The following is a 26,046-nucleotide window of genomic DNA, read 5'->3' on the forward strand; positions in this document are numbered from 1 at the left end:
GAACAGAACTGGCGCCTCCGGGAAGCGCTGGCCAAGGTGGGGCGTCCGAGCTTCATCACGGTCAGTGAAGGGCAAGGCGTGCGCGCGGAGAACCACCCCGAGGACCAGTCCATCGCCATCGTCGGCCAAGGGTGCCGACTGCCCGGCGGCATCACCAGTCTCGACCAGCTGTGGCAGGCGCTGATGGCCGAACGGGACCTGATCACCACGATGCCTGCCGACCGGTTCGAGAGCGCACGGTTCGTCGACACCGAGATGGCCCGGCCGGGCAAGTCGTACACCGCGCAGGGCGGATTCCTCGACGATGTCAGCGAGTTCGACGCGGACTACTTCGGGATCTCGCCTCGCGAGGCGTCCCGGATGGACCCACAGCACCGGTTGCTGCTGGAGACCGCCGTCGAGGCGCTGGACGACGCGGGCATCGACCCCGCGACCCTGGCAGGCTCGGACACCTGCGTGTTCGTCGGCCTCTCGGACTTCTCCTACGGCGGCCTGCAGATAGCCCAATTCCAGGGAATGAACGCCTATTCGATGGCGGGTGGCGCCCACTCGATCGCGGCGAACCGGCTGTCGCACTTCTTTGACCTCCGCGGGCCGAGCATGGCGGTCGACACCGCCTGCTCGTCGTCACTGGTGGCCGTGGAGCGGGCCTGTCAGCAGCTCGTGTCGGGCGGCAGCCGGGTGGCTCTGGTCGGCGGCGTGAACCTGCTGTTGAACCCGGGCGTGTACATCGGGTTCAGCCAGGCGTCGATGCTGTCGAAACGAGGCCGGTGCGCGGCGTTCTCGGCGGACGCGGACGGGTTCGTCCGGGCGGAGGGCGCGGGCGTGGTCGTGCTCAAGCCACTGGCCGACGCTCTCGCCGACGGTGACCGGATCCACGGCGTGATCGCGGGTTTCGGCAGCAACTGTGACGGACGCACCGCCGGGCTGGCCCTGCCCAGCGCGCAGGCGCAGGAGGACCTGTTGCGGCAGGTGTACGAGCGGGCTGGAATCAGTCCGGACGAGTTGGTGTACGTGGAGGCACACGGAACCGGCACGCAGGTGGGCGACCCGGCCGAGTGCGCCGCCCTGGGCCGGGCACTGGGCTCCCTGCGAACGGTGGGGCCGTTGCCGATCGGGTCGGTGAAGACCAACGTCGGCCACCTGGAGCCCGCCTCGGGCATCGCCGGACTGCTCAAGGCCATCGCCGTGCTGCGGCACGGCACGATCCCCGCCTCGCTTCACTTGGAGCCGATCAACCCTTCCATCGACTTCACCGGGCTGGGTCTGTCGCCGGTCGGTCAGGCGCGTGCGGTGGCGCCCGAGCAGCGGAGGGGGTTCGTGGGCGTCAACTCCTTCGGGTTCGGAGGGGCCAACGCCCACGTGATCGTCGGCCCGCCGCCGGTCGAGGCGCGGTCCTGCGCGAACCCGGCCGGTGAGCTTCCGGTGATCGCGTCAGGACGTACCCCGCAGGCCGCCGAGCAGGCGGCGCGTCGGCTGGCCGCACGGATGGCGGACCTGCCCGCCGAGGATTTCTACGACCTCGCGGCGACCGCCGCTTTGCGCCGGGCCAAGCACCGCTACCGCCGGGTGGCCCTGGCAGGCTCTCCGGCCGAGGCCAGGCGGATCCTGTCCGAGAAGGGCGTGCCCTGCGAGGCGGTCGAGCACGGCCGGGTCGGGCTGGTCTTCACGGGCAACGGCTCGCAGTGGGCGGGTATGGCCGCGGATCTGTTGGCGGACCCGGTGTTCCACGCCGAGGTGACGGCGGTGGACGCCGCCGTGGCGCCCCGGCTCGGCTGGTCCGTCCTTGAGTACCTGCGCCGCCCGGTGGCCGAGTGGAACCTGGATGCCACCGAGATCGCCCAGCCCCTGCTGTTCTCGGTGCAGGCCGGGATCACCGCTGTGCTGCGGGACAAGGGACTGCGGTGGACAGTCGCGCTGGGACACAGCGTCGGCGAGGTCGCCGCCGCCTACGCCGCGGGCGCGCTGACCCTCGACGAGGCGGCGTGGGTGATCGCCGAGCGTGGCCGGGCTCAGACGCTGACGGCAGGCCTGGGGAAGATGGCCGCGGTCGGGTTGTCGTCCGCTGAAGCGGAGCGGGTTCTGGCGGCGTACCCGGATCTGGTCGTGGCCGCTGTCAACAGTGCCAAGGACGTGACGGTCGCCGGTCCGGAGACCTCGCTGAAGACGCTGGGTGAGGAGTTGGCTGGTCGGGAGACGTTCTTCCGGCTGATGGATCTCGACTACGCCTTCCACAGCCCGGCCATGGACCAGGCCCGGAACCCGCTCACCGCGGGACTCGCCGGGCTGGCCCCCTGTGCGGGCACCACAGCCTTTATCTCCACTGTGGACGGTGGACCGGCGCCCGCGGGTGGCCTGGACGCCTGCTACTGGTGGCGCAACGTCCGTGAACCGGTCCGATTCGCGAACGCCGTCGACCATGCGCTGGCGACGGGCGTGGACGTCCTGGTGGAGGTAGGTCCCCACCCCGTGCTGCGGACCTACCTGTCCCGGATCACCGCCGGGCACAAGCGGGTCGCGGTGCTCGCCACCCTGCGCCGCGACGAGGTCGGTCCGGTCGCGCTGCGCCAGTCGGTCGAAGCGCTGATCGCCGTGGGGGCCGAGCTGGACTGGGCCCGCTGGTTCCCCGGCCCTGCCCGAGTGGCGGAGCTGCCCGCCTATCCCTGGCAACGGGAGCGGCACTGGAACGGTGGGCCGCAGAACTGGGTTCCCCGCTGCGGGTCGGGCAGGCTGGAGCACCCGTTGCTGGGCGAACGGCTGCCGACTGCCGAACCCGCCTGGCACGGAGCGATCGAACCGGCCCTCGCGCCCTGGCTGGCCGACCACAAGGTCGCCGGTTCGGTGGTCTTCCCGGCCGCGGCATACGTGGAGATGGCGCTGGCGGCCGGTCGGCGGGTGCTCGACGGCCCGGTGGAACTCCACCGGCTGGAAGTCAGCCGCCCGCTGGTCATCCCGTGGGACCGGGCGGGCGACGTCCGGGTGCAGCTCGCGTTCTCCCCCGAGGACGGCATGGTCGCCATCACCAGCACCGAAACCACTGACAGGGAAGATGACAGGGACGCCGACCCAAGGCCGCGTCCGCACGCCCGGGGCCGCGTCCGGGAACTGCTCGGCCGTGGGCCGGAACCGCTCAACCTGAACGAGATCATCACCCGCTGCGAGCACCGGATGGACCCTGGCACCGTCTATCCGGAACTGGCCACGGCCGGACTCGACTACGGGCCTGCGTTCCGGCAGCTCGTCCGGCTGCACAGGGGGGACGGTGAGGTTCTTGCCGCCTACCGGCACACCACCGACGCGGCCGACACCGCACAGTACGTCGTGCACCCGGCGCTGCTGGACGGCGCGTTGCAGGCGTGTGTGCCGCTGGTGCTCGCCCGGGCGGACGCTGGACAGTGCTGGCTGCCTGCCTCGATCGGGGCGGTGCGCGTGTGGCGCTCTCCGTCCGCGACGGGGCTGGTGCACGTCCGTGACCGCACCCGTACCGCCGCCGCACTCTGCTTCGACGTGATCATCACCGACCAGGACGGCAGTGTCACCGCCGAACTGGACAGCGTGCGCCTGCGGCGGGTCCCCAGCCCTGCCGACCGGGAGATCCAGCGGACCGGCACGATGCTGCGCGCGGCGCCGCATGCCAACCTTCCAGCCGCGCCCTCCCCGCTGCCCGGTAATCACGATCTCTGCGCAGCGGTGACGGCAAGTGTCGAGGCGCTGGATGCGGGTTGGCGTGCCACTCGGTTCGTGGACTTCGGCGCACGGCTCAAGGAACTGACCGCCGAGGTCGCCGCCGCCGCGTTCGCGGGACTGCTGCCCGCCGGGGTCTCCGAGTTCACCGTCGCCGACCTGGTTCGTCACGGAATGCGCCCGGGACACGACCAGCTGGCCCACGGCCTGCTCGGCCTGATGTCCCGGCACGGACTGAGCGCCGCCGGTGCGGACGGCCGGTGGCGGCTGACCGGCGTCGCGGCTCCGGAGCCGCTGCTGGCCCGGCTGCCCGTGGACTTCCCGGCGTGCAACGCCGAGATCCAACTGGCCGTCCGTCAGTTGACGCACCTGCCGCAAGTCCTGCGCGGTGAACGCGACGCGCTCGACCTGATGACCGGGCACGGCGGCCGGGATGCCTGGGAGCTGCTCTACGACCGGTCGCCGACCTGCCGGTTCCACAACCGGGTCCTCGCGGCGCTGGCGGCCGAGATGGTCCGGGCCTGGCCCGCGGACCGGCCGCTGCGCATCCTGGAAATCGGCGCGGGCACCGGTGGCACCACCGCCGCTCTGCTTGCGGTACTGCCATCCGAGCGATCCGTTTACCATTTCACCGACGTGTCCGCAGCCTTCTTCGCCCGTGCACGGCACCGCTTCAGCGACTACCCCTTCGTCGACTACCGCACGTTCGACCTGAACGCCGATCCCGCCGAGCAGGGGCTCACCGCCGGGTACTACGACCTGATCGTCGCGGCCAACTCCCTGCACACCGCGACCGACCTGAGCCGGGCCTTGGACCGGGTGCGCGGCCTGCTGGCCTCCGGTGGGCGGCTGCTGGCCTGCGAGCCGCACGACTTCAACGACCTGCTGCCGGTGTTCGGGGCGCTGGACAGCTTTTGGCACCGCGACGACCTGACGTTGCGGCCGGACTCGCTGCTGCTGGGCCGGGACGGGTGGCTGGATGTCCTGCCTGCCCGAGGCTTCCACGACATCGCCTGCCTGCACGACAGCGTGGCGTCGGATTCGACCGGTGCCTCGATACTGCTGGCCACAGCACCGGCACGGGAACTCGCCGAGCCCGCACTGCCCCCGCCGGACGATGCCACCCGGTGGGTCGTGATCACCGAGAGCGCAACGGAGACCGCGCTGGCCGAGCAGTTGGCCACGCTGCTGACCGGCGACGAATCGCGGCCGGTCCCGGTGACGGCCGTTCCCGTAGGCGTGGCGGCGTGGACGGACTCGCTCACCGGTGCAGGTGATCCAGCCGTCGTGTTCGTGCTGGGCGACTCTCGGACGGATACGTCGGAGCTACTCGACCAGGCGGTGCGCCGGACGGCCGGACTGCGCGACTTCGCGGCGGCATGCCAGGACCTGTCCGAGGACGTCCAGCCCGCACTGTGGCTGGTGACCCGCCCGAGCGGCGCCCTGCCCGCGCCCGAGCGGCCCGCCTGCCCGGCCGATGCCGCGGTCTGGGGCGTGGCGCGCACCCTGACCAACGAGCACCCGCGGGTGCGGGTGACCAGGCTGTCGTTGGAACGCCTCGGTGACCCGGCAGTCGACGCGCACCGGTTGGCCCGGGAACTGCTGGCGCCCTTCGACTCCGAGGAGCCGGAGGCACGCGAGGACGAGATCGTGCTGACCTCGGGTGGCCGCTTCGTCCCCCGTGAACACGAACTCCCGTCCGGCGAGGTCGTCTCTCCCGGCGGGGATGAGCCCTTCGCACTGGAGATCCGGTCACCTGGGCTGTCCTACGAGCCGGTGTGGACCACATGCCGACCCCGCAGCCCCGGTGTTGGGAAAGTGGTGATCGAGGTGCGCGCCGCAGCACTCAACTACCGCGACATCATGCTGGCAACCGGTCTGCTGCCACCAGAGGAGGCCGAGGAGGACTTCGGTGACCACGGGCCTGGGCTGGAGTGCGCCGGAACCATCACGGCGGTGGGCAAGGACGTGACCGAGCTGGCTGTGGGGGACCGGGTGTGCGCGCTCGGTTCAAAAGCTCTGGCCTCGCAGGCGGTCAGGCCCGCGGCCGCCGTGGTGAAGATCCCCGACCATCTCGGTTTCCCGGAGGCCGTGACGCTGCCGGTGGCCTTCCTCACCGTGCACTACGCACTGCACAACCTCGCGCGGCTGGCACCTGGGGAAACCGTGCTGGTGCACGGCGCCGCGGGCGGAGTGGGGTTGGCCGCCATCCAGTTCGCCCACCAAGCAGGCGCCACTGTCATCGCCACCGCGGGCAGCCCGGCCAAGCGTGACCTGGTGCGTGCGCTGGGAGTCGAGCACGTGCTGGACTCCCGCAGCCTGGACTTCGCCGCGCAAGCCCTGCGAATCACCGGTGGGCGCGGGGTCGACGTGGTGCTCAACTCGTTGGCCGGAGAGGCGATCGACCGCGGCCTGGAGGTGCTGGCGCCGGGCGGCAGGTTCCTCGAACTCGGCAAACGCGACATGTACGCCGACAAGCCGCTGCTCATGCGGCCCTTCAAACGCAACATCGCCTTCTTTGGCGTCAACGTCTCCGACCTGATGTGGGGCCCGGCCGGACTCGACGCCTCGCGGCAGGTGCTGGCCGAGATCGCCGAACGGATCGCGGACGGCCGTTACCGGCCGCTTCCGTACACGGTCTACCCGGCCGCACGAGTGAAAGAGGCGTTTACGCTGCTGCAGCACTCCCGGCACGTCGGCAAGGTTGTCGTGAGCCTGGACCCGCAGGACGGCCCGGTACCCGTAAGCACCCGGCCGGAGCCTGTCCGGTTCGGTCCGGATGGCAGCTACCTGGTCACCGGCGGGCTGGGCGGGTTCGGTGCGGCGACCGCCCGTTGGCTCGCCGACCGCGGCGCCCGTCATCTCGCCCTGGTGTCCCGGCGCGGCGCCGACAGTCCCGAAGCGGGTGCGTTGCTGGCCGATCTGGCCGCATCCGGTGTGACCGCGACCCCGTACGCCGCCGACGTCAGCGACCCAAGCGCCATGGCTGAGGTGATCAACCGCATCGACGCCTCGGGGTACCCGCTCACGGGTGTGGTGCACGCGGCCATGGTGCTCGACGACGCTCCGCTCACGGAACTGACCGATGAACGGCTCCGCGCGGTCCTGGCTCCGAAGCTGGCCGGTGCGGCGGTCCTGGACGCCCTGACCCGCAACCACGACCTGCGGTTGTTCCTGTCCTACTCTTCGCAAACCTCGGTCCTCGGCAACATCAAGCAGGCCGCCTACGTCGGCGGAAACCTGTTCACCGAAGCGCTGGCGCGACACCAGCGCGGGCTTGCCTTCGCCGTCGCCTGGGGTGGGATCGGTGACCACGGCTACATCGCCCGCGAGGGTCTGGCGCAGACTACCGCGATGCTCGGTCTCGCTCCGATCAGTTCCGGCGAGGCACTGTCCGGATTGGACGCGCTGCTGGCCTCGGACGCCGCCGTCGGCGGTTTCGGCCGGTTCGACTGGAACAAGTTCGCCACCTGGCTACCGGGCTTGCGTACGCCCCGGTTCTCGACACTGTGGTCCGCGGACGGCGAGTTCGCTGGCCAGACCCGCCAGGACCTCGTGGCCGCCCTGGCTGGTCTCGACGCCGACGAGGCGTTGCGGGCGGTCAGCGGCACCCTTGCCGAATACCTGGCCCAAGTCCTGCAGACCGACATCACCCGACTGGACCCGGCCCAGCCGGTCCAGGACTACGGTGTCGATTCACTGATGGGCGCCGAGCTGTTGAGGACGCTGCGGCAGCAGTTCGACGTCGACATCCCGCCCATGGAGTTGCTCCAGGCCACCCTCACCCTCAACGACCTCGCCCGTCAGGTATTGCTGCGCCTGGGTGTCCGTCCCGCCACCGGAAAGGCGCGCGCGTGATGCTCAGCTTCGGTTCCCTCATCGGCGGCATCAGCGTTCCCGGTGAGAGCGAGTGGGTGCACGTGGTCCGCGCGACCGCGTTGATCGACGACCCCATCGGCGCCTCGTGCTACCGCAACGCGCTCAACGCCGGGCGGATGAGCGCGGACGCTCATCCCGAGGTGATCCTGGGGCGTTGCGCGGTCGCCGGTCCCGATCTCATGCGGACCGCGCTGGAGACCGCCCATGCGGCGGCCGAGGAGTGGGGCGGCAGCTCGCTGGCCCAGCGCGCCGCCGTCGCCGAGGCGTTCCACCGGCGGCTCGTGGAGCACGGGGACGCGTTGACCGACCTGCTCGTGGAGGAGGGGCACCCGGTCCGACTGGCCCGCGCGGAGGTGGCGAACCTGATCATCTTCTACCGGCCGGAAACCGTCCGGTGGTGTTTTCAGCAGATGGAGACGCGCCACACCGCCGAAGACCGGACCGTGGTCTTGCGCCGGGTGCCCGATGGCGTGATATGTGTGCAGCCGCCACTGAACGCCCCGGCGTTGAGCGTCGGGACGGCTTTCCAGTCCGTGCTCGCGGGCAACGCTGTGGTGGTGCGGCTGTCCCGGCAGGCGCCGATCGCCGCGATGTACCTGCTCGAACAGGTCGCCGTGCCCGCCCTCGCCGAGGCAGGCGCCCCGCCGGGTGTGCTGTCCGCGTTGTGCACCGACCCCGCCCAGGCCATGGACACCTGGCTGGCCAGCCCGCTGGTCGACGATGTCCTCTACTTCGGCGACTCGATCCGTGGCGAGCTGATCGAGAAGAACTGCCTGGCAGCGGGCAAGAAGCCGATCCTGGAACTCGGCGGCAACGACGTGGTCCTGGTGTGGTGGGACGCGCCGTTGACCGAGGCCGTCGAGGCGTTGATGGAAGCCTTCCACGCGAGTGGCCAGATCTGTTGTGCGCCCAACATCGCACTGGTTCACCCGGACATCGCCGACGAGCTCACCGCGCGGTTGACCGCTCGCGTGCGGGCGCTGCGCCCTGGCTTCCCGGACGACCCGGAGGTGGTGCTCGCCGCCTCGCCGAACATGGCCGGGTACGACGCCACTCTTGCCGACGCGCGGCGCGCAGGAGCGCAGGTGCTGGCCGGGGGACGCCACCTGGACGTGCACGGCGAGGAAAGCGATGTCGCGATCTTCGCCGAACCCGCGCTGATCCGGGTGGACAGCGTGTCCGAGGCGCTGGAGCTGCGATCCGTTCGCCACGAGACGTTCTTCCCGTTGCTGACGCTGGTGGTGCCGCGCGACAGTGACGATCTCCTGGCCGAGATGCTGTCGTTCGTCGCGGCCAACCCATACGGTCTGCGCAACTCGCTGTGGGCGCGTGACCAGGCGGTCGTCGACCGGTTCGTTCGCAATGTCCGCTCATGCGGTCAGATCCGGGTGAACGACTCGCACCTCGCGGGCGTCGGCTACCTGTCCAACCACGGCGGCCCCGGCCTCAGCGGTGACCGGTTCGGCGAACTGAACTTCCCGATGCTGCGCACCAGCCGTCTGCAGGGTGTGTCCGTGGCGCCAGGAAATCTGCCTGCTGAGCACGCAAATCCCTACGTGCCGTCCCGGCCACGGCCTAGGGTCGAGGCACTGCGCGAGTATCCGCCAGGCTGGCCACCTGAGGACCTGCCCGGCGGGCTGCCCGCCCCGTTCACCGAGGCGTTCCAGCACGATCCCTATCCGACGCTGCACTGGCTGCGCGCGCACCGGCCGGTGAGCCGTGTCGCGAGCCCGGACGGTCCTGGCTGGTTGCTCACGCGCCACGAGGATGTGCGCAAGGCACACGCCGACCCGCGGGTGACCTGTGACAGCAAACGAATCCCCGCAGGCCGGAACTGGTTCCTGCACTGGCCACAGGAGATGCGCGAACGGCTGTTCGTGCACCTGCTCGACAGCGACGCACCGCGCCACACCGACCTGCGCGCGATCATGCAGCCGTTCTTCACGCCTGCGCGGCAGGAGCAGTGGCGCACGCGTGTCCAGCGGCTCGTCGACAGCCGGATCGACCAGATTCTGGCCGCGGGCCGCGGTGACCTGATGACGTCCATCGCCTACCCGCTCGGCGGCAACGTCCTGTTCACCATCCTCGGCGCCACGCCACCTGACATGCGCCACCTACGCGCGATGATCTGGCGCACCGCCGACTGGAACAACGACGTTCCCTACGTGGAGGCGCTCGCTCACGAGGTCGACGCGTTCGTGCGGGGTGCGGTCGAGGAGAAACGCCGCTCCCCCGGCGACGACCTGATCTCCCTGCTGGTCGACTCATGTGACCGGGGTGGTTTGCTCAGTGAGAACGAGCTGCATGGCCAGGTGCTGCTGATGCTCGTCGCGGGTCAGGACCCGAGCATCAACAGCGTCGGCAACAGCCTGTACGCCCTGCTCACCAACCCGGACCAGCTCGCCGCGCTGCGCGACGATCCGGCGCTGATGTCGAGCGGCATCGGTGAGCTGCTCCGCTACGAGAGCCCGCTGCCGTTCACGAGCTGGCGCGGCACACTTGAGCCCATCGAGTTCGGTGACGTGACGGTGCCCGCGAACGAGTCGTTGTTTCTCTGCATCGGCGCGGCCAACCGGGATCCCAGCCGTTATCCCGATCCCGACCGGCTCGACCTGCGCCGTCCCACGCCGGGTCACCTGGCGTTCGGGCACGGCGCGCACTACTGCCTCGGTTCCCGCATCGGCCGGATGACCGCCGAGACCGCCGTCGCCACCGTCCTGCGCAGGCTGCCCGATCTCCGCCTGGACGGCACGCCGAAGTGGCGTCCCAGCCAGTTCGAACGCGGGCTCAGCACACTGCCCGCCGCCTGGGAGGTCCGGTGAACCGGGAGGTGATCCTGGCCGAGGTGAAGTCGATGCTCGCCGAGTTCGGCGGTGTGGACCCCGCCTCGGTCGACGAGCAGACCGCCTTCGTCGCCGACCTCGGCCTCGACTCGCTCGTACTGGTGCGGATGACCGTCAACGCCGAGGAGCGGTTCGGGATCCGCATCTCCGAGGAGGATGCCTGGGAGCTGCACACGGTCGGCGCGGTCGTCGGTCATGTGGATAAAACCCTGGCGCGGCAACAGATTGGAGCAGGCGGTGAGTGAGTTCGTCCGCTTCCTGCGGGAGAAGATCTGGGCCTTCGGCGACGCGCGCTGGTACGCCCGTGTGGACAGTGTCCGGGGCGAACTCATCGAGGTGGAACGACTCGGTTACGCGCAGCTCGATGCCAGGGCACGGGCGGTCGGGGCCTGGCTGGCCGAGGAAACCTCGCCCGGTGCGCACGTGATGCTGATGTATCCGGCCGGTCTGGAATTCCTCACTGTCTTCCTCGGCTGCCTGTACTCCGGGCGCGTCGCGGTTCCCGTGCCGTTGCCGAGCACCGACCGGCGGGCATTGGAACGCGCGGAGGGCGTCATCCACGACGCAGGCATCCGTCTGATCCTCACCGATTCCGCCCAGCAACCCGCGCTCCGGTCCTGGCTCGCGAAGCTGGACCTGGCAGCACCGCCCCGGTGCGTCCCGACGGACCAGACGGTGTCGTCGTCTTCGGTCGCGTGGTCCCCGTCGGCGTTGGAGCAGTCCTCGGTCGCCTACATCCAGTACACGTCGGGTTCGACGAGCGAGCCGCGCGGGGTTGTGGTCACCCACCGGAACCTGTTGCACAACCTGTTGTCCATCAGGGAACTGATCCTGCCCGAGGAGGTCAGACAGGAGCTGCGGTCTGCTTCTTGGGCGCCTCCCGGCGCCGGGTGGCTCCCGCACTACCACGACATGGGCTTGGTCGGCATGCTGCTCACTCCACTGGCGAGCTACGGCAACCTCGTGTTCAGCTCACCGGTGTCCTTTGTGGCCCATCAACGGCTGTGGCTGCAGATGATCAGCCATTACCGGGCCGCCTGGACCTTCGCTCCCAACTTCGGCTACGACTGGCTGCTGCGCGGCATCAAGGACGATGACCTCGCCGGTCTGGACCTGAGCTGTCTGCGGTTCGCGCTGAGTGGCGGCGAGCCCGTCCGGGCCGGTCTGCTGGACGCGGTGGCCCGCCGCCTTGCCACCGTCGGCTTCCGCCCGGATATCTGGGCGCCCTCCTACGGCCTGGCCGAAGCCACCCTGATGGTGACCGGCACCCGTTGCGGGGCGGGCGTCACCGTGCGGAGCTTCGACCGGGAGGAACTCGAGGCGGGCCGGGCAGTTCTCGTTTCGTCGGGTGTCGACCTCGTCGCCTGCGGCGGCCCCGTCGATGCTGACGTCCGAATCGTCGACCCCGGCACGGCGGACGAACTGAAGGAGGGGCACGTCGGTGAGATCTGGGTCCGCAGCGACAGCGTCGCCGACGGCTACCTGGGCAACGCGGAGGCCACCGCCGAACACTTCCTCGCCACCACCTCCGACGGCGACGGCCCGTTCCTGCGCACCGGCGACCTGGGTTTCCTCCTGGACGACCGGCTCTACGTCACCGGCCGCGCCAAGGACCTGATCATTACCAACGGCCGCAACATCCATCCCCAGGACATCGAACGGATCGGCGAGACAGCTGACCCCGCCCTCGGCCGTGGCGCCGCCTTCGCCCAGGCCGACGACCGCATCGTGCTGGTCCACGAGATCCAGCCCCGGCACCTGGGCGGCCGGACCCACGCGGCCCTCGCCGGGCTGGTCCGCAAGCACGTGGCCGAACAATTGCGACTGGCCGTGCAGGTCGTCCTCGTCGCGCCGATGAGCGTGCCCCGGACCACCAGCGGCAAAGTCCAGCGCTCCCGGACCCGCGAGGAACTCCGCGCCTGCCGCCTCACCATCTTGCACTCCGACTGTCTCGACTGACGAGGAGCCTCGCCATGCAAGGACCCTGGCATGGCCTGACCCGGTTGTTCAACGGCCGGGCCAGCGTGTGCGATGACGCCCTGCGTGAAGCGGTGGCCGACCGCACGATACTGATCACCGGTGCGTCAGGCACGGTCGGCGGGGCGACGGTCCGGCGTCTGGTGCGTGCGGGCGCCACAATCATCGCCACCGCCCGCTCCGCCTGCCTGCTCGATGACGCGATCAGGCAACGCGGCACGGTGTTCACCTACGCGGCGGACCTCACCCGGCCCGAGTCCATCGAAGCCCTGGCAGAGCACGTCCTGCTCCGGCACGGCTCGGTGGACATCCTGGTCAACGCGGCGAGCAGACGGCCGGCCCCTCGGCTGACCAACCCGCTACATAAGGCCGACGACCTGCGTGCCGTGATCAACGTCAACGTCGTCGGCCCGATCAGGTTGCTCTCCGCGCTCGCCCCCGCGATGCGCACTCGGGTGGACCCCCGCGTCGTCAACGTCTCCCACGTCGGCGTCCGGCTTCCACTCGCCAGGCGGTGGAGCGACTTCTACAGCGCCAAGGCCACCTTCGACAACTGGTCGCAAGGCCCGGACACCAGCGGGATCGACGTGACGACCGTCTACCTGGGACTGCTCAGCGTCTCGCCGGAGGACGCGGCCGGTCTCGTGTGCGACGCGATCGTGTCACGCTCAGACGGAATCGCGCCGTGGTTTGGCCGGTCATCCGGCTCGATGAGCCGCGGCCGGAAATAGTCCGGGGAGGCGTTGTCGGATCGGGCCACATGAGGAACCACCGCGGAGGATTGGCCGCGCCCGCACTTGAACTCGTGAGGGGTCGGTGTCGGTCGCGACTCACGAACTCCTGGAATCAGATCCCAGCTGTGCTGCGACGAGCGGTCAACGTAGCACTTCGTGAGATTCCGAGATGGGTGTCATAGCTTCACCCGTTGACCGGTTAATCATCTTGACGTGGTCGAGCCGCGATGTAGTCGATCCAGTCCAGACCGGTACGTTGATTCCAACGGACTACTGTTTGGGTCTGCATTCCGGTGAGGCTGGCCAATAACGAGCAGGCTCAGCGCCCGCCCGAAGACCAGCCCGCCGTAGATGGCCAGCACCACCTGCACCACCGTCGCGTCGGACTCCTCGCTGTTCGGGCGCGTCGCGGGCGGCGGGGTGGCGACGGTGGCGGTGAGGACGGAATCATTGAGGACGAGCTCGTCGAGCGCCTGCACAAATCCAACCTGGAAACCGATCCGACCACGGCGGCCGCACCCGATCGAGCGACACAGCCATGCCCGACTTCACACACCCGTATCACCAACGACGCATCACTACTGACACAACAACGGGCGCGGCTTCCGGCCACGCCCGACAAACTTCCCCCGCGCTCGCGCGCTACTGACACTCGATGACGCCTCTCAGACCAACCTGTGGCCTGCCTACCTACCAGGTCCGCCAAATACCAATTGAGCACCGCTAAACGCGCTCTCATCGGCATGAGCGGACGTTCGACCGAGCGTCGCCGACCACCGACCGCCTGTGCGCTACCCACGCACCTTGCGTCGCGACGCATCGCCTGGAACAGGCCGGGCAGCTCACCAACTGGGGGAATACCGCAGGGTTCGAATACCTATACTCCACCAGTTGACAGTACGTCCGTACCTGACATCTCGTTCAGGTGGATTTCTTGAGGACTTGGTAGAGCCAGCTTCGCGAGGTGTTTCCGGCTTCCAGTATTTTGTCGGTGGGGAGCTTCGCGTTATAGGCATCGACGATGCTGCGTTGGTGTTGGTCGAGAGCCGCCCGATGGACCTCGGCTTGCGCCTTTCTGGCTTTGGTGGCGGCTCTCTCGGCGGCACGGAGTTGATTCTGCTTGTCCTCTGCCTCTTTTAGCGCTCTCGCCGATGCTTCGAGTCGCTTGATGTGGCACTGTTCGCCCGCTGGCTCGTTCATGGCCCCAGCTCACCTCCCGGATAGTCTCGGACCGGGATCACGCCACAGGTGTCCATACAGAGCATGCCTCTGTACATGGTGTGATCTGGGGCGGCCGGGTTCCTCCGGCCAACTGGGCTCGGCGTTGTCGCCAATCGGGCGTCAACTGGCTGATCTGTCATTCCCAGGCCAGGCCTTGGGGTCGTCCAAGTGGTCGGGCGGCGTGGGGTGAGCTCGCGGCCCGGGCGGCACCCGGAACGCTGGCCACAGTGAAGGTACGCCACCACGGAGCGTTCGCCCACGTCACCGGCGAACTCCCCACCGGCACCATCCTGCCGCTGCTGCGGCTGCGCTACCACGGATCAGCCACCACCTGGGGCTTCGCCATCTACCGCGCTAGCCACCACGACTACGAGAACTCGATCCTGCCCAGCGGACACCCCTCCGGCACACCACAGGAAGCACTCGACTGCGCCTGCGCGCTCTACCTCAACGACATCCACCGCTTGGCGCCAACCCCCGACGAACTAACGGTCTCGACCACTAGTGCGGCGGCTTGATCGACATGGCGTGGTGGAACACGTCACGCGGGTCCCAGCGTGCCTTGACCTGCTGTAGCTTCGCGTAGTTGCCCTTGTAGTACAGGGTGTGCCACGAGACTCCGGACGTGTTCCACTTCGGATCGGTGGTATCGGTGTCCGGATAGTTGATGTAGGAGCCGTCGTTCACGCCGTTCGGGACCGGCACGCCTCCGGTGTCCTGGTACATCGCGCTGTACCAGCGCCGGATCCAGTCCAGGTTCGCCTGCTCGCCGTCCGGGTCGGTCCAGGTGACGGTGTAGATCGCTTTCATGATGCTGTCCCGCTGGGGCAAGGCGGTCGCGTCCGGCGCCACGGTGTTGACCTTGCCGCCGTAGGACACCAACAACAGCACTGCGAGCTCGTTGTTGTGGTCCGTGCTGGTCAGGTAGGTGTAGGCGGTCCTGATCTGCTCGTCGGTGAACCGTTTCCTTAGGTAGGCCGCTTTCGCTTTGAACATCCCGGATTCATCGGCCTGGCTCAGCGACCCGGCCTTCACCGCCGCCAGCCACGGCAGCCGATGAGGCGGCTGGATCGTGGCCGTGCCCGGGACGTCCTCGGTGACCTCCGCGAGGTAGTCGCGCAGCAGCCGGTCGGCGTCCGGCAGGTTTCCGTCCATTGTGGCCACCATGGCGAACCCACCGGGGTCGGCGCCCGTGGTGCGCCGGGTGATCAGCATCGGGCTGAACAGGCTGGCGTAGCGGGAATCGGGCGCGCTGTTGCGCTCGTGCCATTCGCCGTAGTTGCGCAGCAGCCGGTGGAACGACTCCTCGGTGATGTCTCGCCAGCTCCACCCGATCGTGGCGCCGAGTGTCACGGCGGGTGGCTTTGGCAGCAGGCGCGTGGGATCGTTGCCGGTGGCGCCGGGCGTGCGCATCCAGTACCGGGTGACCACGCCGAAGTTCCCGCCCCCGCCGCCGGTGTGTGCCCACCACAGGTCCCGGTTCTCGTCGCCCGGCTCGCGGGTCGCGACCACCGCCCGTGCCCGTCCCGAACGGTCCACCACGACGACTTCCACGGCGTACAGGTAATCCACCACTGAGCCGAGCTGCCGGGACAGCGGACCGTAACCGCCGCCTTGGATGTGTCCGCCCGCGGCCACGCTGCCGCACTGGCCGCCGGGGATCGTGACACCCCAGCCGAGATAGAGCCGCTCGAACACGTCCCACAGAGTGGCGCCTGGCTCGATCATGAACGCGTTACGGCGCCGGTCGAACGTGACCTGCCGCATCGCGGACATGTCGATGATCACCTCTGCGCCGTCGCCCACGAAGTTCTCGTAACAGTGCCCGCCGCTGCGGATGGTGACCCGCTTACCCGCACGTACAGCGTCATTCACAGCCCGCACGACCTGCTCGGTCGTGGTGGGCAATTGGAAGAACTCGGGACGCGGGAAGAACCGCTCGCTCGTCCGGCGCAACACGAGGTCTTCATAGCGAGCGTCACTCGGCATGATCGCGACCGAATCGCGCGCGCCCTTTGTCGACGTCGCCTCCGCATCCGCCGAACTTCCGACCAGTGCCGCACCTCCCAGCGCCGCGGTGCCTGCGATGAATCCACGACGAGTAGGACCAGACATTTTCTTTTCCAAACTGTGTGTTGGTGTGTCGGGAAAACGTTAGGGCTGACTGGCCCGGTGACACCACCCGTTGGGATCGACTGTCAGGCACCCCTCAGCGAACCGTCAGGTTCGCGGGCGCCGGGTCGTCAGGCTCGGGCGGTGTGCTTAGGGCTCCTTGATCCACGATCTCGTCAGGAGCACATACCGTCATGGCAGCATTGCTCTATCGGCTCGGCGTCTGAGCCTGCTGGCGTCGGCACACACCTTCTACCGCCATAACGGCATCGAACTTTGCAGCTGAGCCAACCGAACCGTACTCTGCGTGCGCTCAAGCAACGCGCGATCAACGGCGTGTGAGCGCATTCGCGTGTCGGTTCTTGACCGGGTGTGCGGCGCGGTTGAGGTCCACCTGGTTACCAGACCGGTCTCATCGGGGGACGCTCATCGCTTGTGGCGGCGACGTAGATCTGCAGCGTGTCGCGGACACTGTCGAGGCTGTCGGCGCCCGCGAGGTCGGCCCACCGGGCCTCTTCCTCTGCCCAGATCGCGGCCACCCGCGTTACCAGGGATCGGCCCTTTTCGGTGGCGAGGATGAGCTGGCTACGGCCGTCGGTGGGGTGGCGGGCGCGTTCGACGTAGCCCCAGCGTTCCAGCTCGCTGACGATGTGAGCGGCACCCTGCTTGGTGACACCCAAGTATCCGGCCAACTCCACCGCGGTCGCACCGTGTGAGGTGACCAGCCGGCCGACCGCGAAGCCGTGTGCGGGCCGCACGTCAGGGTGCCCCTCAGCGGCGAGGCGAACGTGCACCCGGTCGGTGAGCAGCCGGAACGCCATGGCAAGCAGTTGCGGCAATGGTGTCGGCATCCACACCTCCAACTTCGATAAACATCGACTAGGTTAGACCAGTAGCTAGTCTATCATCGCCGATGACCGTGAGAAGAGGATCTGCGCGCCCATGGAAGCCACCACGATCGCAAACACACGGGTGTTCGACGGTGCCACGCTGACCGAGCCGCGCTCCGTGCACATCGACAGTGGCCTAATCGTGTCCGACCCTCCGCCCAGTGCCCGGGTCGTCGACGCCCGCGGCGGGACCCTGCTACCTGGGCTGATCGACACCCATGTCCACGTCCAGACACGCGCCGAGTTGGCGGTGTGCGCCCGATGGGGCGTCACCACCGTGCTGGACATGGGCACACCGCACCCGGACAAGACCCTGCCGCTGCGCCACCTCGATGGGGTGGCCGACCTGTTCAGCGCCGGCTATCCAGCCGTGGCTCCGGGCGCCACCGCGATCAGGAAAATGAGCTATCCGAACAGTATCGGCGTGCCGGACCCGGCCAGTGCCGAGGCATTTGTCTCAGCCCGCGTGCACGATGATGTCGACTACCTGAAAGTCCTCGTCGAGGATCCGAAACAGCCCGGCACAAAGGCTCTCGATCCCGCCACGGTGAACGCGCTCGTGCGCGCAGCCCACCACCACGAACTGAAAGTGATCGCCCACGCCGTCACCGGCGCGACGTTCCGGACAGCCGTCACCGCCGGTGTGGACGTGCTGACACACGTGCCCATCCAGTCGATCGTAAGCGAAGACCTCGCCCACGACGGCCTGGTCGTTAGTCCCACGCTCGTCATGATGCGCGGAATCTGCGCGACCGTCGGCCGCAAACCCGTGCTGCGGGCGCTGTCCGCACTACGCGTTGTGCCGCGGATGTCCTTCGACAACGCCCTCGCCTCGGTCCGTCGCCTCCACTGCAAGGGCGCGATCATCCTCGCAGGCACTGACGCCAACGCCGACACCACCACACCGTTCTCCCCGCCACATGGCCAAGCCATGCACCACGAACTCGGTCTACTCGTCGACGCAGGCCTCTCCCCTGTCGAAGCGCTCCGGGCCGCGACCGTCGTTCCCGCAGAGATATTCGGTCTCACCGACCGCGGGACCATCGCGCCGCAGCAGCGAGCCGACCTAATACTCGTCAACGGCGACCCGACAACCGACATCAGAAGAACCCAACAGATCAAACACATCTGGACCGGCGGCATCCAGGTCCGATGACCCCCGCCCACCCGGCCATGCTCATCGGCAAAAGCGGACGTTTCCACGATGGGACAGCCCGGTGATCGAATCCCGCTCCACGTGGTCCTCCAAGTCCAACGTGCCTAACGTCGCTCGATCCGTCGCACGCCCTCGACCTGCATCCACTGCATTGACCTCTAGATACAGATCATGAAAGGCCAGGGTTGATCTTGCCCTCGCGCAGCGTGTCCTCCCCGATCCTGATCGATTCATGATCTACGCAAGGATGGATGAGGTACGCGGATGGAGGTGGCCTGTCCGAGCACGGCAGGGCCAAACGCGAAGCTGTCCGCGCGACAGGGCGGTCACCCAGACCGGCCACATATTCGGCAGCCAGCTCCGCTACGCCGCCCGCTCCCGACCGCCCTCGGCACGCACGGTCCGCTCGGTTTGGTGAAGTGCGTCGACAACCAGAACTTCTCGTCGCGCCCAGAGGCAATGGACGCCACGACGGATCACGCGCGTCATCGCGGAGCACACCAACGACCCGCGAGCACCGGCCCGCACTTCCACGCGGGCGAACCCAAGGGCAACCCCAGCCGCGACGGCGTGAACTTCGGGTGGGACGGGTCCACCGAGTTCGAGCGGTACGGTCAGGTCGGCGGCAAGCATCACTACTTCTACCCGCTGGGAAGCTGATGACCACACGGGAAAAACAGCTCCGCCGAGCAGGTCTGGAGATTCTCGGCACCACGGAATCAGCCAGACCACTACTCCCGGCGGACGCCTGGAAACGCATCGCGGCAGGCACAGCGGTCCCGGCCGTCGAGGTCCCTGACGACACCGACGACTACCTCGACCGCACCGACACCGAATGGCGACGCCTCGCACACCATCTCCTGGCCGAGGACGGAACATTCCTCATCAGCCCCACAAGCAGCTCGACGCCATGCGATCGTCGAGCAGGTGCTGTTCGCGGCCGGTGACCGCGTGCCAGTCGACATCGAGCGCCAACGGCGCCCACAGGCCCGGGAACGCGACGTCGCTCCAGGTGTGCAGGGCCACCAGCGGGGCGCCGGTCAGCGACGCCTGTTCGAAGGCCCACGCCACCGCGGCCTCGCTCGTGCGCGCCCCGTCGACCCCGACCACGATCGGCCCCTTGGCCCGCGCCGCGAACCACGACCACGGGGCAGTCGGCGCGCTCGGCCACGGCCGAGGACACCGATCCGAGGGTGGCCGAGCGCGCGCCCGCGAGGCCGCGGGAGCCCAGCACCACCATGGCGGCCTGCGCGGACTCCTCGACCAGGACGTCCACAGCTTCACCGAGCCGCAGCGACTGCGTGACCTCCACTCCGGGCTCGGTGCTCGGCGACGGCCTGGGCCTCCCGCAACGTGTGCCTGCCCCACGAGGACAGGGCGTCGAGGTAGTCCGACCGCAGCCCCGGGTCCGTCGGGTCCGTCGACAGATGGCCGCCGCCCGCGTGCGCCAGGCGCAGCGGCAGCCGCCGCCGCCTCGCGGCGCCCGCGGCCCAGCGGACCGCGGCCAGCACCGAATCGGACCCGTCTACGGCGACCAGGACCGGGTGGGCGCGGCTCATCGCGCGCCCGCCGTCGTCCGGCCGCGAATGAGGGCGGCGAACGGCCTGCGGGGACTGGGCGGGGTGATCTCCGTGCGCTGCCCCATGCGCAGCAGCGCCTGCGGGTAGCCCGCCAGACCGGGGCGCTCGACCAGGCCCGCGCGGGCCTCGGGCAGGTGCAGCGGCTGGGTGATCACGGACGCGGCCAGGTCCGCCGCGGTCGCGGCCAGCCACAGTTCCTCCACCGCGATGCCCGCGCGCAGATGGTCGGCGGGACCGTCATCCACCGTGGTGATCAGCACCTCGGTCTCCGTGCTCAGCCGCCGCCCGAGCACGTCCTCGTCGGGCAGCGCGGTGCGCTCGTCGACCAGCCCCGCCCAGGGCAGGGTCCCGGCCGCCGCAGGGGCCAACCCGTCGTCCGCGTGGTGTTCCTTGGCAGTCCACGCGGACAGTTCCCGCTGGTAGGCGCGGTCGTGCTGGACCACGGACCCGCTGTAGGCCAGCACGTGCGCCAGCGCGGGCACATCCTCGGGCCGCACGGCCGCACGGCCACTCCTGGCACGTCGACGGAGCCGACCATCTCGCGCAGGACGGCGGGGGCGACCTGCCCGGCGCCGAAGCGGGCGCGGTGGCTGTGCCTGGCCCGGATCGCCCGGTAGAGGGCGAGTTCACGGTCGGTGGGCTCGACGCGCGGACCTGCGACGACGCGGCCCACCTCGCTGGGCCTGCCCGGGTCGGGGAACTCGCTCACCTCGGCCTGGTAGCCGAGCTTGCGCACGGCCAGACGCACATTGGCCAGGGCGGCGCCACAGGAGATCAACCGGTCCCAACCGAGCGGGTCGTGCCGGGGCAGGGGTCGACCCGCTCGTGCACTCCGGCGGCGCGCTCGCGCAACTCCAGCGCCCACGGCTGGGTGTTGTGCACCGACGGCGCCCGGCTCATCGCCGCGGCGATGACGGCGACCTCGCCGGGCGCCACTGATCCGACCAACCCCGTCGTTGACCGCGCCCAAGAGCATCTGGTAACCCTCGACGCGAACACGACCATCGATGACCTCGCCGACTGCACACCCACGCCAGCTGCCGTCCGCGCCATCGCGGCGCGTCTCGACGCGGACCAGCTCGATCTCCCCCATCTGGTCACCGCCGCCAAGGTCGTGTTCGAAACCCACCCATACGGAACCGACGAACCCCTCCAGAGTAAATTCGCCTATTCACCCCAGCATCACGCCCAAGACCTCCGCGGCAGACTGCTGAGGCGGCTCGCCGATCAAGGTGAGGTCGCTGCACTCGAAGCGCTGCGCCAGCATCGGCCCGATCTCGACCAGAAGGTCATCGCCGAGTACCTCCGCACCGCGAGAGCCCGGCGGGCCGATCTCAGCCTCATCCCCACCACACCGGCGCAACTACTCGAACTGCTCCGTCGCACCGACTCCCGCCTCGTCCGCGACGACGCCGACCTCCAACGCGTTCTGCTCGCGCTACTCGACAAGATCCAACACAGCCTCACCCACAAGGGAGCATGCCGCGACATCTGGAGAGAACAGGAACCACGCATCGAAGACGACATCACGGACTGGGTAAACCGCGAACTTCGCCAGCTACTCGCCGGAGGCATCGTCGTCGATCGTGAAGTACAGGTCGTACGCTTGAAACAGGGCGGAATAGGCGACAAAATTGACCTCACGGCTACCCTACGCACCCACACCGACGACATCGCCCGCGTCCTCGTCGAGGCCAAACGCCTCGACAACGACACGTTGCTCACCGCGATGCGCGACCAACTCATCAACCAATACCTCAAACGCGAGCAGCGCTCACACAGCATTTTCCTCGTCTACTGGGTCACCCCAACCCAACGTCCGCCAGCCTGGCGCAAGGGCTACTCAACACCCAATAACCTCTTCAACGAGCTACACAAGCAAGCCAACGAGCTCGCAACCGAAGGATGGCACATCGTCCCCTACGTCCTCGATATCAGTAAGCCAACCTGACGCCCGCGCCTCGTAAGCAGCGCCACACGGTGCGCCGGATCGTTGCGCGGTTAATCGACGAGCACGACGCGGTGGACTTGCCCTATACGACGGTGCGTGACTATGTCGGCCCGCGCCGCCGGGAGATCGCCGCAGAAGCCGGGAAGGGCTCTGAGCAGGGTTTCATCCTGCAAACCCATGGGCCTGGGCAGGAAGCCGAGGTCGATTTCGGTGAGCTCTACGTGGTGCTGGCCGGGGTGAAGACGAAGGTCTTCCTGTTCACCCTGCGCATGTCGTACTCGGATAAGTCGGTGCATCGACCCATTGACCGCACTACCGGCGTGTCGTCCAGGAGGTTGGCGGCGTAGCTGAGCACTCTCCGTCCTCAAGGTTGATCTTGTGGGCGGAGGGTGATGGAAGGCGAGCAGGTGCCCGGCCAGCGGCTGGCTGGGTTTGTCGTTGCGCGGACCGGCGCCGTGAGGTCGACGAGCGATCCGAGCTTGCCGTGGGTGGTGCTGGACGGTGCGGGCGTGGCGATCGCGCCGGTCAGCGAGTTCCTTCGTGACCTGTTGGCCTGCGGGAACAGCCCGGCGTCATGTCGGTCGTATGGCTACGACTTGTTGCGCTGGTTCCGGTTCCTCGCTGCAGTTGGCGTGGTATGGAGTCGTGCGCAGCGGGCGGAGGTGCGGGATTTCGTGTTGTGGTTGCGGACGAGCCACAACCCGGCGCGAGACCGCCGGCGGCCGGATGCGCCGGCGGCGGGGTCGGTGAACCGGCGGACGGGCAAGCCGTATCTGGCGGCCGGGTACGCGCCGGCCACGATTAACCACGCGCTGTCGGTGTTGTCGGTGTTCTACGACTTCCACCTGCAGACCGGACAGGGGCCGGTGGTGTCCCCGGTGCCGCCGCAGTCCCGAACCGGGCGAAGGTTGAATGCCCATCACAACCCGTTGGAGCCGTTCGTGTTGCATCGGCGCGGCACCTACCGGCAGAAGCAGCCCGATCGGCCCCCGCGCGCGGTCCCGGACGATGTCCTTGATGACCTGTTCGCCGGCCTGGGCTGCAACCGGGACCGGGCCCTGTTCAGCATGTTCCTGTCGAGCGGGGCGCGGGCGGCGGAGTTGCTGGGCATGACTGTCGCCGACGCCCACCCCGGCGACGGCCGGATCTACGTGCAGACCAAGGGACTGGGTGGGGCGAAGGAGGCGTGTCCGGCCGCGCCGGAAGCGTTCGCATGGCTGGCGCTCTACCTTGGTGAACTCGCCGACGAGGGACACCGACCCGAACCGAACGAGCCGCTGTGGTGGACCCGGCGCCACCCGTTGCGGCCACTGTCCTACACCGCGTTGCGGGCGGTGTTGCGCCGGATCAATGACCGCATCGGCACCAACATCACCCTGCACGATCTGCGGCACACGCTGGGGTTGCGGCTGATCGACGACCCGAACGTCACTTTGGTCGACGTCCAACAGGTGATGCGGCACCGCCGGATCACCACCACCGGAAGTTACCTGCGCCCGCGGCCGGACGAGGTGATCGCGAAGGTGCATGAGCACTACACCCGCCCCAAACCACCGCCACAGCCGCTGACCGGCTGGTCCTACGACCCGCAGGACCTGGCCGACGTGTTCGGGGACGACGTGGTTGGGACAGCTTGATGGCCACCCGACACGGGCGGGTCGCCCGCACCCCGGTCAGCCCGCAAGACCCTCAGACGCTCTCCGCCCCATCCGCGGCCCAACCTGTCGCACCGGTGGTGCTGGACGGCCGTGACCGAGCGACCCGTGAGGAACTCGGCTCGCTGGCCGAGGCGCTGCTCGATCAGCCGACTTATCACCAGCAGTGGCGACAGTCCCTCGCGCTGACCCGGATCTTGGACTGGCTGGAGACCTTCCCCGGCGAGGACTGGCAGGACCGGTGGCTCCTCAGCGGCGGCGAAGAACACGGCCGGCGATGGGGACCGCCGAACCTGACGCCGGCGCAACGCAACCGGCTCACCGCGGGGCTGAGCATCCTGATCGTCCTACGCGCGGTCCGCCCGTCCTACGCCTGGCTGTCCAGCAGCCGACTGCTCGGCGTCTACACGACGTTCCGCCGACACAATCAGCGCGAGGCGTTCGCTGCCTTGGAGAAGACGTTGAAGAAACGGGCTCTCGGCCCGGCGGGTCGACGGAATACGCCGTCGAGGCGCTGAACCTAATAACCCGCATGGTCATCGTCACCGGCAAACCGGTACGCACGCTCGATCTCGCCGACTTCGACCAGTACGCTACGGCCCGGCGGTCCTGCGGCCACAAGATCGCCTCGCTCCCGCTGGCCTACGAGATCCTGCACGCCATCGGCGGTCTCGCCGGGTTCCCGCCGACGCTGCAGCAGGCGCACAACCGCGGGCAGCTGTCGGTGGCCGAACTCGTCGACCGCTACCCGGTGGCCAACCGCGAGGTCCGGGACGTGCTGGTGCACTACCTGGTCGAGCGGTCCGCCATGCTCGACTACGGCTCCTTGGTCAACCTGGTGCAGGTGCTGGTCGACTTGTTCTGGCGTGACCTGGAACGCCACCACCCCGGCATCACGTCTCTGCACCTACCCGATCAGGTCGCCCAAGACTGGAAGCAGCGGATCCGGACGCTGCCCAACGGCAAACCCCGCCACACCGTCCACACCGTGCTGCTCGCGGTCCGCGCGTTCTACCTCGACCTGCTGCAATGGTCGCTGGAGGACCCGGCTCGCTGGGCACGATGGGCCGCACCCTGCCCGATCGGTGAAGCCGACATCCGCGGCTACATCAAAGAAACCCGCCACCGCCAAGCCCGCATGCAGCAACGCACCCGCACCCTCATCCCCGTGCTCCCACAGCTCACCAGCGCGGCCGAAGAGCAGTTCGAGAGCGCCCGCCGACTGCTTGCCGCAGTCCGTGAGGTCGCGCCGGGCGAGGAATTCACCGTCGACGGGCTGCGCTACCGACGCACCGGCCGCGCGGGCAGCAAGTGGCGGCCCATCGCCCTGTTCGTCACCCCGCTCGACGAAGCTCCCGGGGCACGGTTCGACGCCGAACGCTGGGAAGACAACGCCTTCTGGACCTGGGCCGCCATCGAGGTCTTGCGCCGCACGGGGGCACGCATCGAGGAGTTGCTCGAGCTCACCCACGTCAGCCTGCGCCAATACCAGGCCCCGACCGGGGACATGGTGCCACTGCTGCAGATCAGCCCATCCAAGACCGACCGCGAACGCGTCATCCCCGCCGACCCGGACCTGGTCGCGGTCCTCGCTCGCATCATCCGCCGGGTCAAGGCCGACGACGGGAAAGTGCCGCTGCTGCAGCGCTACGACAACTACGAACGACTCTTCGGCCCGCCGCTGCCGCACCTGTTCCAACGCGTCACCCAGCATCGGCGGCAAGTCATCCCGCCCAACCGGATCCGCGAACTCCTCACCGACCTCGCCCGCCGGGCAAACATCACCGATGTCGACGGCACCCCGCTGAGGTTCACCCCGCACGACTTTCGGCGCGTCTTCTCCACCGAGACCGTCAACAGTGGACTACCCATCCACATCGCCGCGAAAGTATTGGGACACCTCGACTTGAACACCACACAAGGCTATGTCGCGGTCTATCCGGAAGAAGTGATCCGACACTACCGGCAGTTCGTCGACCAGCGTCGCGCCCGGCGGCCGAGCGAAGAATACCGCGAACCCTCCGACACCGAGTGGGAGGAGTTCCGGGACCACTTCAGCCTTCGCCAGGTCGCATTGGGACGCTGTGATCGTCCTTATGGGACACCGTGTCAGCACGAGCACGCTTGTGTCCGATGTCCAATGCTCAGATTGTCGTTGAGCCAAGTTCCTCGTCTGCTGGAGATCGAACGCAACACCCACGAACGGCTCGATGAAGCCCGCCGGATGCAGTGGCTCGGCGAGGTCTCCGCACTCCAGGAAAGCCTACGCCACATCAACCGCAAGAAGCGTCAGGCCGAGCAACTCCTACACCGGGCCGACCGCGGCGAACATGGCGTCAACGCCCTCAGCTGATCAAGCCAGAC

The 26,046-nt window shown here is 68.5% G+C and carries 21 protein-coding genes and 1 pseudogene; 13 read left to right on the forward strand and 9 right to left on the reverse strand.

From position 1 onward, the window contains the following. Positions 1–78 precede the first annotated feature (78 nt). Genes ACZ6SD_RS10755 through ACZ6SD_RS10775 form a run of 5 tightly spaced genes read left to right on the forward strand, consistent with a single transcriptional unit; the run spans position 79 to position 13,114 of the window. Positions 79–7,542, forward strand: a complete 7,464-nt coding sequence (locus tag ACZ6SD_RS10755) for an SDR family NAD(P)-dependent oxidoreductase (RefSeq protein ID WP_465316695.1) — start codon at positions 79–81, stop codon at positions 7,540–7,542. Further along, positions 7,542–10,385, forward strand: a complete 2,844-nt coding sequence (locus ACZ6SD_RS10760; RefSeq protein WP_465316744.1) for an aldehyde dehydrogenase family protein — start codon at positions 7,542–7,544, stop codon at positions 10,383–10,385. The genes ACZ6SD_RS10755 and ACZ6SD_RS10760 overlap by 1 nt, the downstream gene beginning before the upstream one ends. Further along, positions 10,382–10,651 (forward strand): acyl carrier protein, encoded by a 270-nt coding sequence (locus tag ACZ6SD_RS10765; protein WP_465316696.1) that lies wholly within the window; start codon positions 10,382–10,384, stop codon positions 10,649–10,651. The genes ACZ6SD_RS10760 and ACZ6SD_RS10765 overlap by 4 nt, the downstream gene beginning before the upstream one ends. Further along, positions 10,644–12,365: a fatty acyl-AMP ligase gene (locus ACZ6SD_RS10770; protein WP_465316697.1), complete on the forward strand. Its 1,722-nt coding sequence runs from the start codon at positions 10,644–10,646 to the stop codon at positions 12,363–12,365. The genes ACZ6SD_RS10765 and ACZ6SD_RS10770 overlap by 8 nt, the downstream gene beginning before the upstream one ends. 14 nt (positions 12,366–12,379) lie before the next feature. Further along, positions 12,380–13,114, forward strand: coding sequence for an SDR family NAD(P)-dependent oxidoreductase (locus ACZ6SD_RS10775; RefSeq protein ID WP_465316698.1), 735 nt, complete (start codon positions 12,380–12,382; stop codon positions 13,112–13,114). Positions 13,115–13,320: 206 nt separating this feature from the next. Here the strand turns inward: ACZ6SD_RS10775 and ACZ6SD_RS10780 are convergent, their stop codons facing one another. Further along, positions 13,321–13,596: a hypothetical protein gene (locus ACZ6SD_RS10780; protein ID WP_465316699.1), complete on the reverse strand. Its 276-nt coding sequence runs from the start codon at positions 13,594–13,596 to the stop codon at positions 13,321–13,323. A 442-nt stretch (positions 13,597–14,038) separates the two neighbouring features. After that, entirely contained in the window at positions 14,039–14,317 is a 279-nt protein-coding gene (locus ACZ6SD_RS10785; protein WP_465316700.1) for a hypothetical protein, read from the reverse strand. A gap of 248 nt (positions 14,318–14,565) precedes the next feature. On the opposite strand from ACZ6SD_RS10785, the gene ACZ6SD_RS10790 reads away from it, so the two are divergent. After that, the gene (locus tag ACZ6SD_RS10790; protein ID WP_465316701.1) at positions 14,566–14,856 is read left to right on the forward strand and encodes a hypothetical protein; all 291 of its coding nucleotides are present in this window, start codon (positions 14,566–14,568) and stop codon (positions 14,854–14,856) included. On the opposite strand, the gene ACZ6SD_RS10795 is transcribed toward ACZ6SD_RS10790, so the two are convergent. Together ACZ6SD_RS10795 and ACZ6SD_RS10800 are read right to left on the reverse strand one after the other, a co-directional pair. Continuing rightward, positions 14,840–16,453 carry an FAD-binding oxidoreductase gene (locus tag ACZ6SD_RS10795; RefSeq protein ID WP_465316702.1) on the reverse strand — a complete coding sequence of 538 codons (1,614 nt, stop codon included), beginning with the start codon at positions 16,451–16,453 and terminating at the stop codon, positions 14,840–14,842. The genes ACZ6SD_RS10790 and ACZ6SD_RS10795 overlap by 17 nt on opposite strands. Before the next feature lie 395 nt (positions 16,454–16,848). Next, complete coding sequence (locus ACZ6SD_RS10800; protein WP_465316703.1) at positions 16,849–17,301, reverse strand: MarR family winged helix-turn-helix transcriptional regulator; 453 nt, start codon at positions 17,299–17,301, stop codon at positions 16,849–16,851. A 91-nt stretch (positions 17,302–17,392) separates the two neighbouring features. Here ACZ6SD_RS10800 and ACZ6SD_RS10805 point away from each other — a divergent pair, with 91 nt between their 5' ends. Together ACZ6SD_RS10805 and ACZ6SD_RS10810 are read left to right on the forward strand one after the other, a co-directional pair. Beyond that, positions 17,393–18,496, forward strand: coding sequence for an amidohydrolase family protein (locus ACZ6SD_RS10805; RefSeq protein WP_465316704.1), 1,104 nt, complete (start codon positions 17,393–17,395; stop codon positions 18,494–18,496). Between the two features lie 414 nt (positions 18,497–18,910). Further along, positions 18,911–19,156, forward strand: coding sequence for a hypothetical protein (locus tag ACZ6SD_RS10810; RefSeq protein WP_465316705.1), 246 nt, complete (start codon positions 18,911–18,913; stop codon positions 19,154–19,156). A 225-nt stretch (positions 19,157–19,381) separates the two neighbouring features. On the opposite strand, the gene ACZ6SD_RS10815 is transcribed toward ACZ6SD_RS10810, so the two are convergent. The 5 genes and pseudogenes from ACZ6SD_RS10815 to ACZ6SD_RS10835 form a co-directional block, all read right to left on the reverse strand. Beyond that, complete coding sequence (locus tag ACZ6SD_RS10815) at positions 19,382–19,606, reverse strand: universal stress protein (RefSeq protein WP_465316706.1); 225 nt, start codon at positions 19,604–19,606, stop codon at positions 19,382–19,384. An 82-nt stretch (positions 19,607–19,688) separates the two neighbouring features. Further along, positions 19,689–19,808 (reverse strand): annotated as a pseudogene (locus ACZ6SD_RS10820) (universal stress protein); the annotation flags it as partial. Beyond that, entirely contained in the window at positions 19,777–20,055 is a 279-nt protein-coding gene (locus ACZ6SD_RS10825; protein ID WP_465316707.1) for a universal stress protein, read from the reverse strand. The gene ACZ6SD_RS10825 and the pseudogene ACZ6SD_RS10820, both read right to left, overlap by 32 nt. Then, positions 20,052–20,573, reverse strand: a complete 522-nt coding sequence (locus tag ACZ6SD_RS10830; protein WP_465316708.1) for a hypothetical protein — start codon at positions 20,571–20,573, stop codon at positions 20,052–20,054. The genes ACZ6SD_RS10825 and ACZ6SD_RS10830 overlap by 4 nt, the downstream gene beginning before the upstream one ends. Positions 20,574–20,850: 277 nt before the next feature. Continuing rightward, positions 20,851–21,012: a hypothetical protein gene (locus tag ACZ6SD_RS10835; RefSeq protein WP_465316709.1), complete on the reverse strand. Its 162-nt coding sequence runs from the start codon at positions 21,010–21,012 to the stop codon at positions 20,851–20,853. Here ACZ6SD_RS10835 and ACZ6SD_RS10840 point away from each other — a divergent pair. Genes ACZ6SD_RS10840 through ACZ6SD_RS10860 form a run of 5 tightly spaced genes read left to right on the forward strand, consistent with a single transcriptional unit; the run spans position 20,987 to position 26,035 of the window. Next, positions 20,987–22,027, forward strand: coding sequence for a hypothetical protein (locus ACZ6SD_RS10840; protein ID WP_465316710.1), 1,041 nt, complete (start codon positions 20,987–20,989; stop codon positions 22,025–22,027). The two genes, ACZ6SD_RS10835 and ACZ6SD_RS10840, sit on opposite strands and share 26 nt — an antisense overlap. A 29-nt stretch (positions 22,028–22,056) precedes the next feature. Then, complete coding sequence (locus tag ACZ6SD_RS10845; protein WP_465316711.1) at positions 22,057–22,374, forward strand: hypothetical protein; 318 nt, start codon at positions 22,057–22,059, stop codon at positions 22,372–22,374. Positions 22,375–22,419: 45 nt separating this feature from the next. Continuing rightward, entirely contained in the window at positions 22,420–23,664 is a 1,245-nt protein-coding gene (locus ACZ6SD_RS10850; protein ID WP_465316712.1) for a tyrosine-type recombinase/integrase, read from the forward strand. After that, on the forward strand, positions 23,664–24,200 hold the full coding sequence (locus tag ACZ6SD_RS10855; protein ID WP_465316713.1) for a hypothetical protein: 537 nt from the start codon (positions 23,664–23,666) through the stop codon (positions 24,198–24,200). Before ACZ6SD_RS10850 ends, ACZ6SD_RS10855 begins: the two co-directional genes overlap by 1 nt. A gap of 14 nt (positions 24,201–24,214) precedes the next feature. Further along, positions 24,215–26,035 carry a tyrosine-type recombinase/integrase gene (locus ACZ6SD_RS10860; protein WP_465316714.1) on the forward strand — a complete coding sequence of 607 codons (1,821 nt, stop codon included), beginning with the start codon at positions 24,215–24,217 and terminating at the stop codon, positions 26,033–26,035. The last annotated feature ends 11 nt before the right edge of the window (positions 26,036–26,046 follow it).

This window comes from Actinokineospora sp. NPDC051303 (assembly GCF_055586285.1).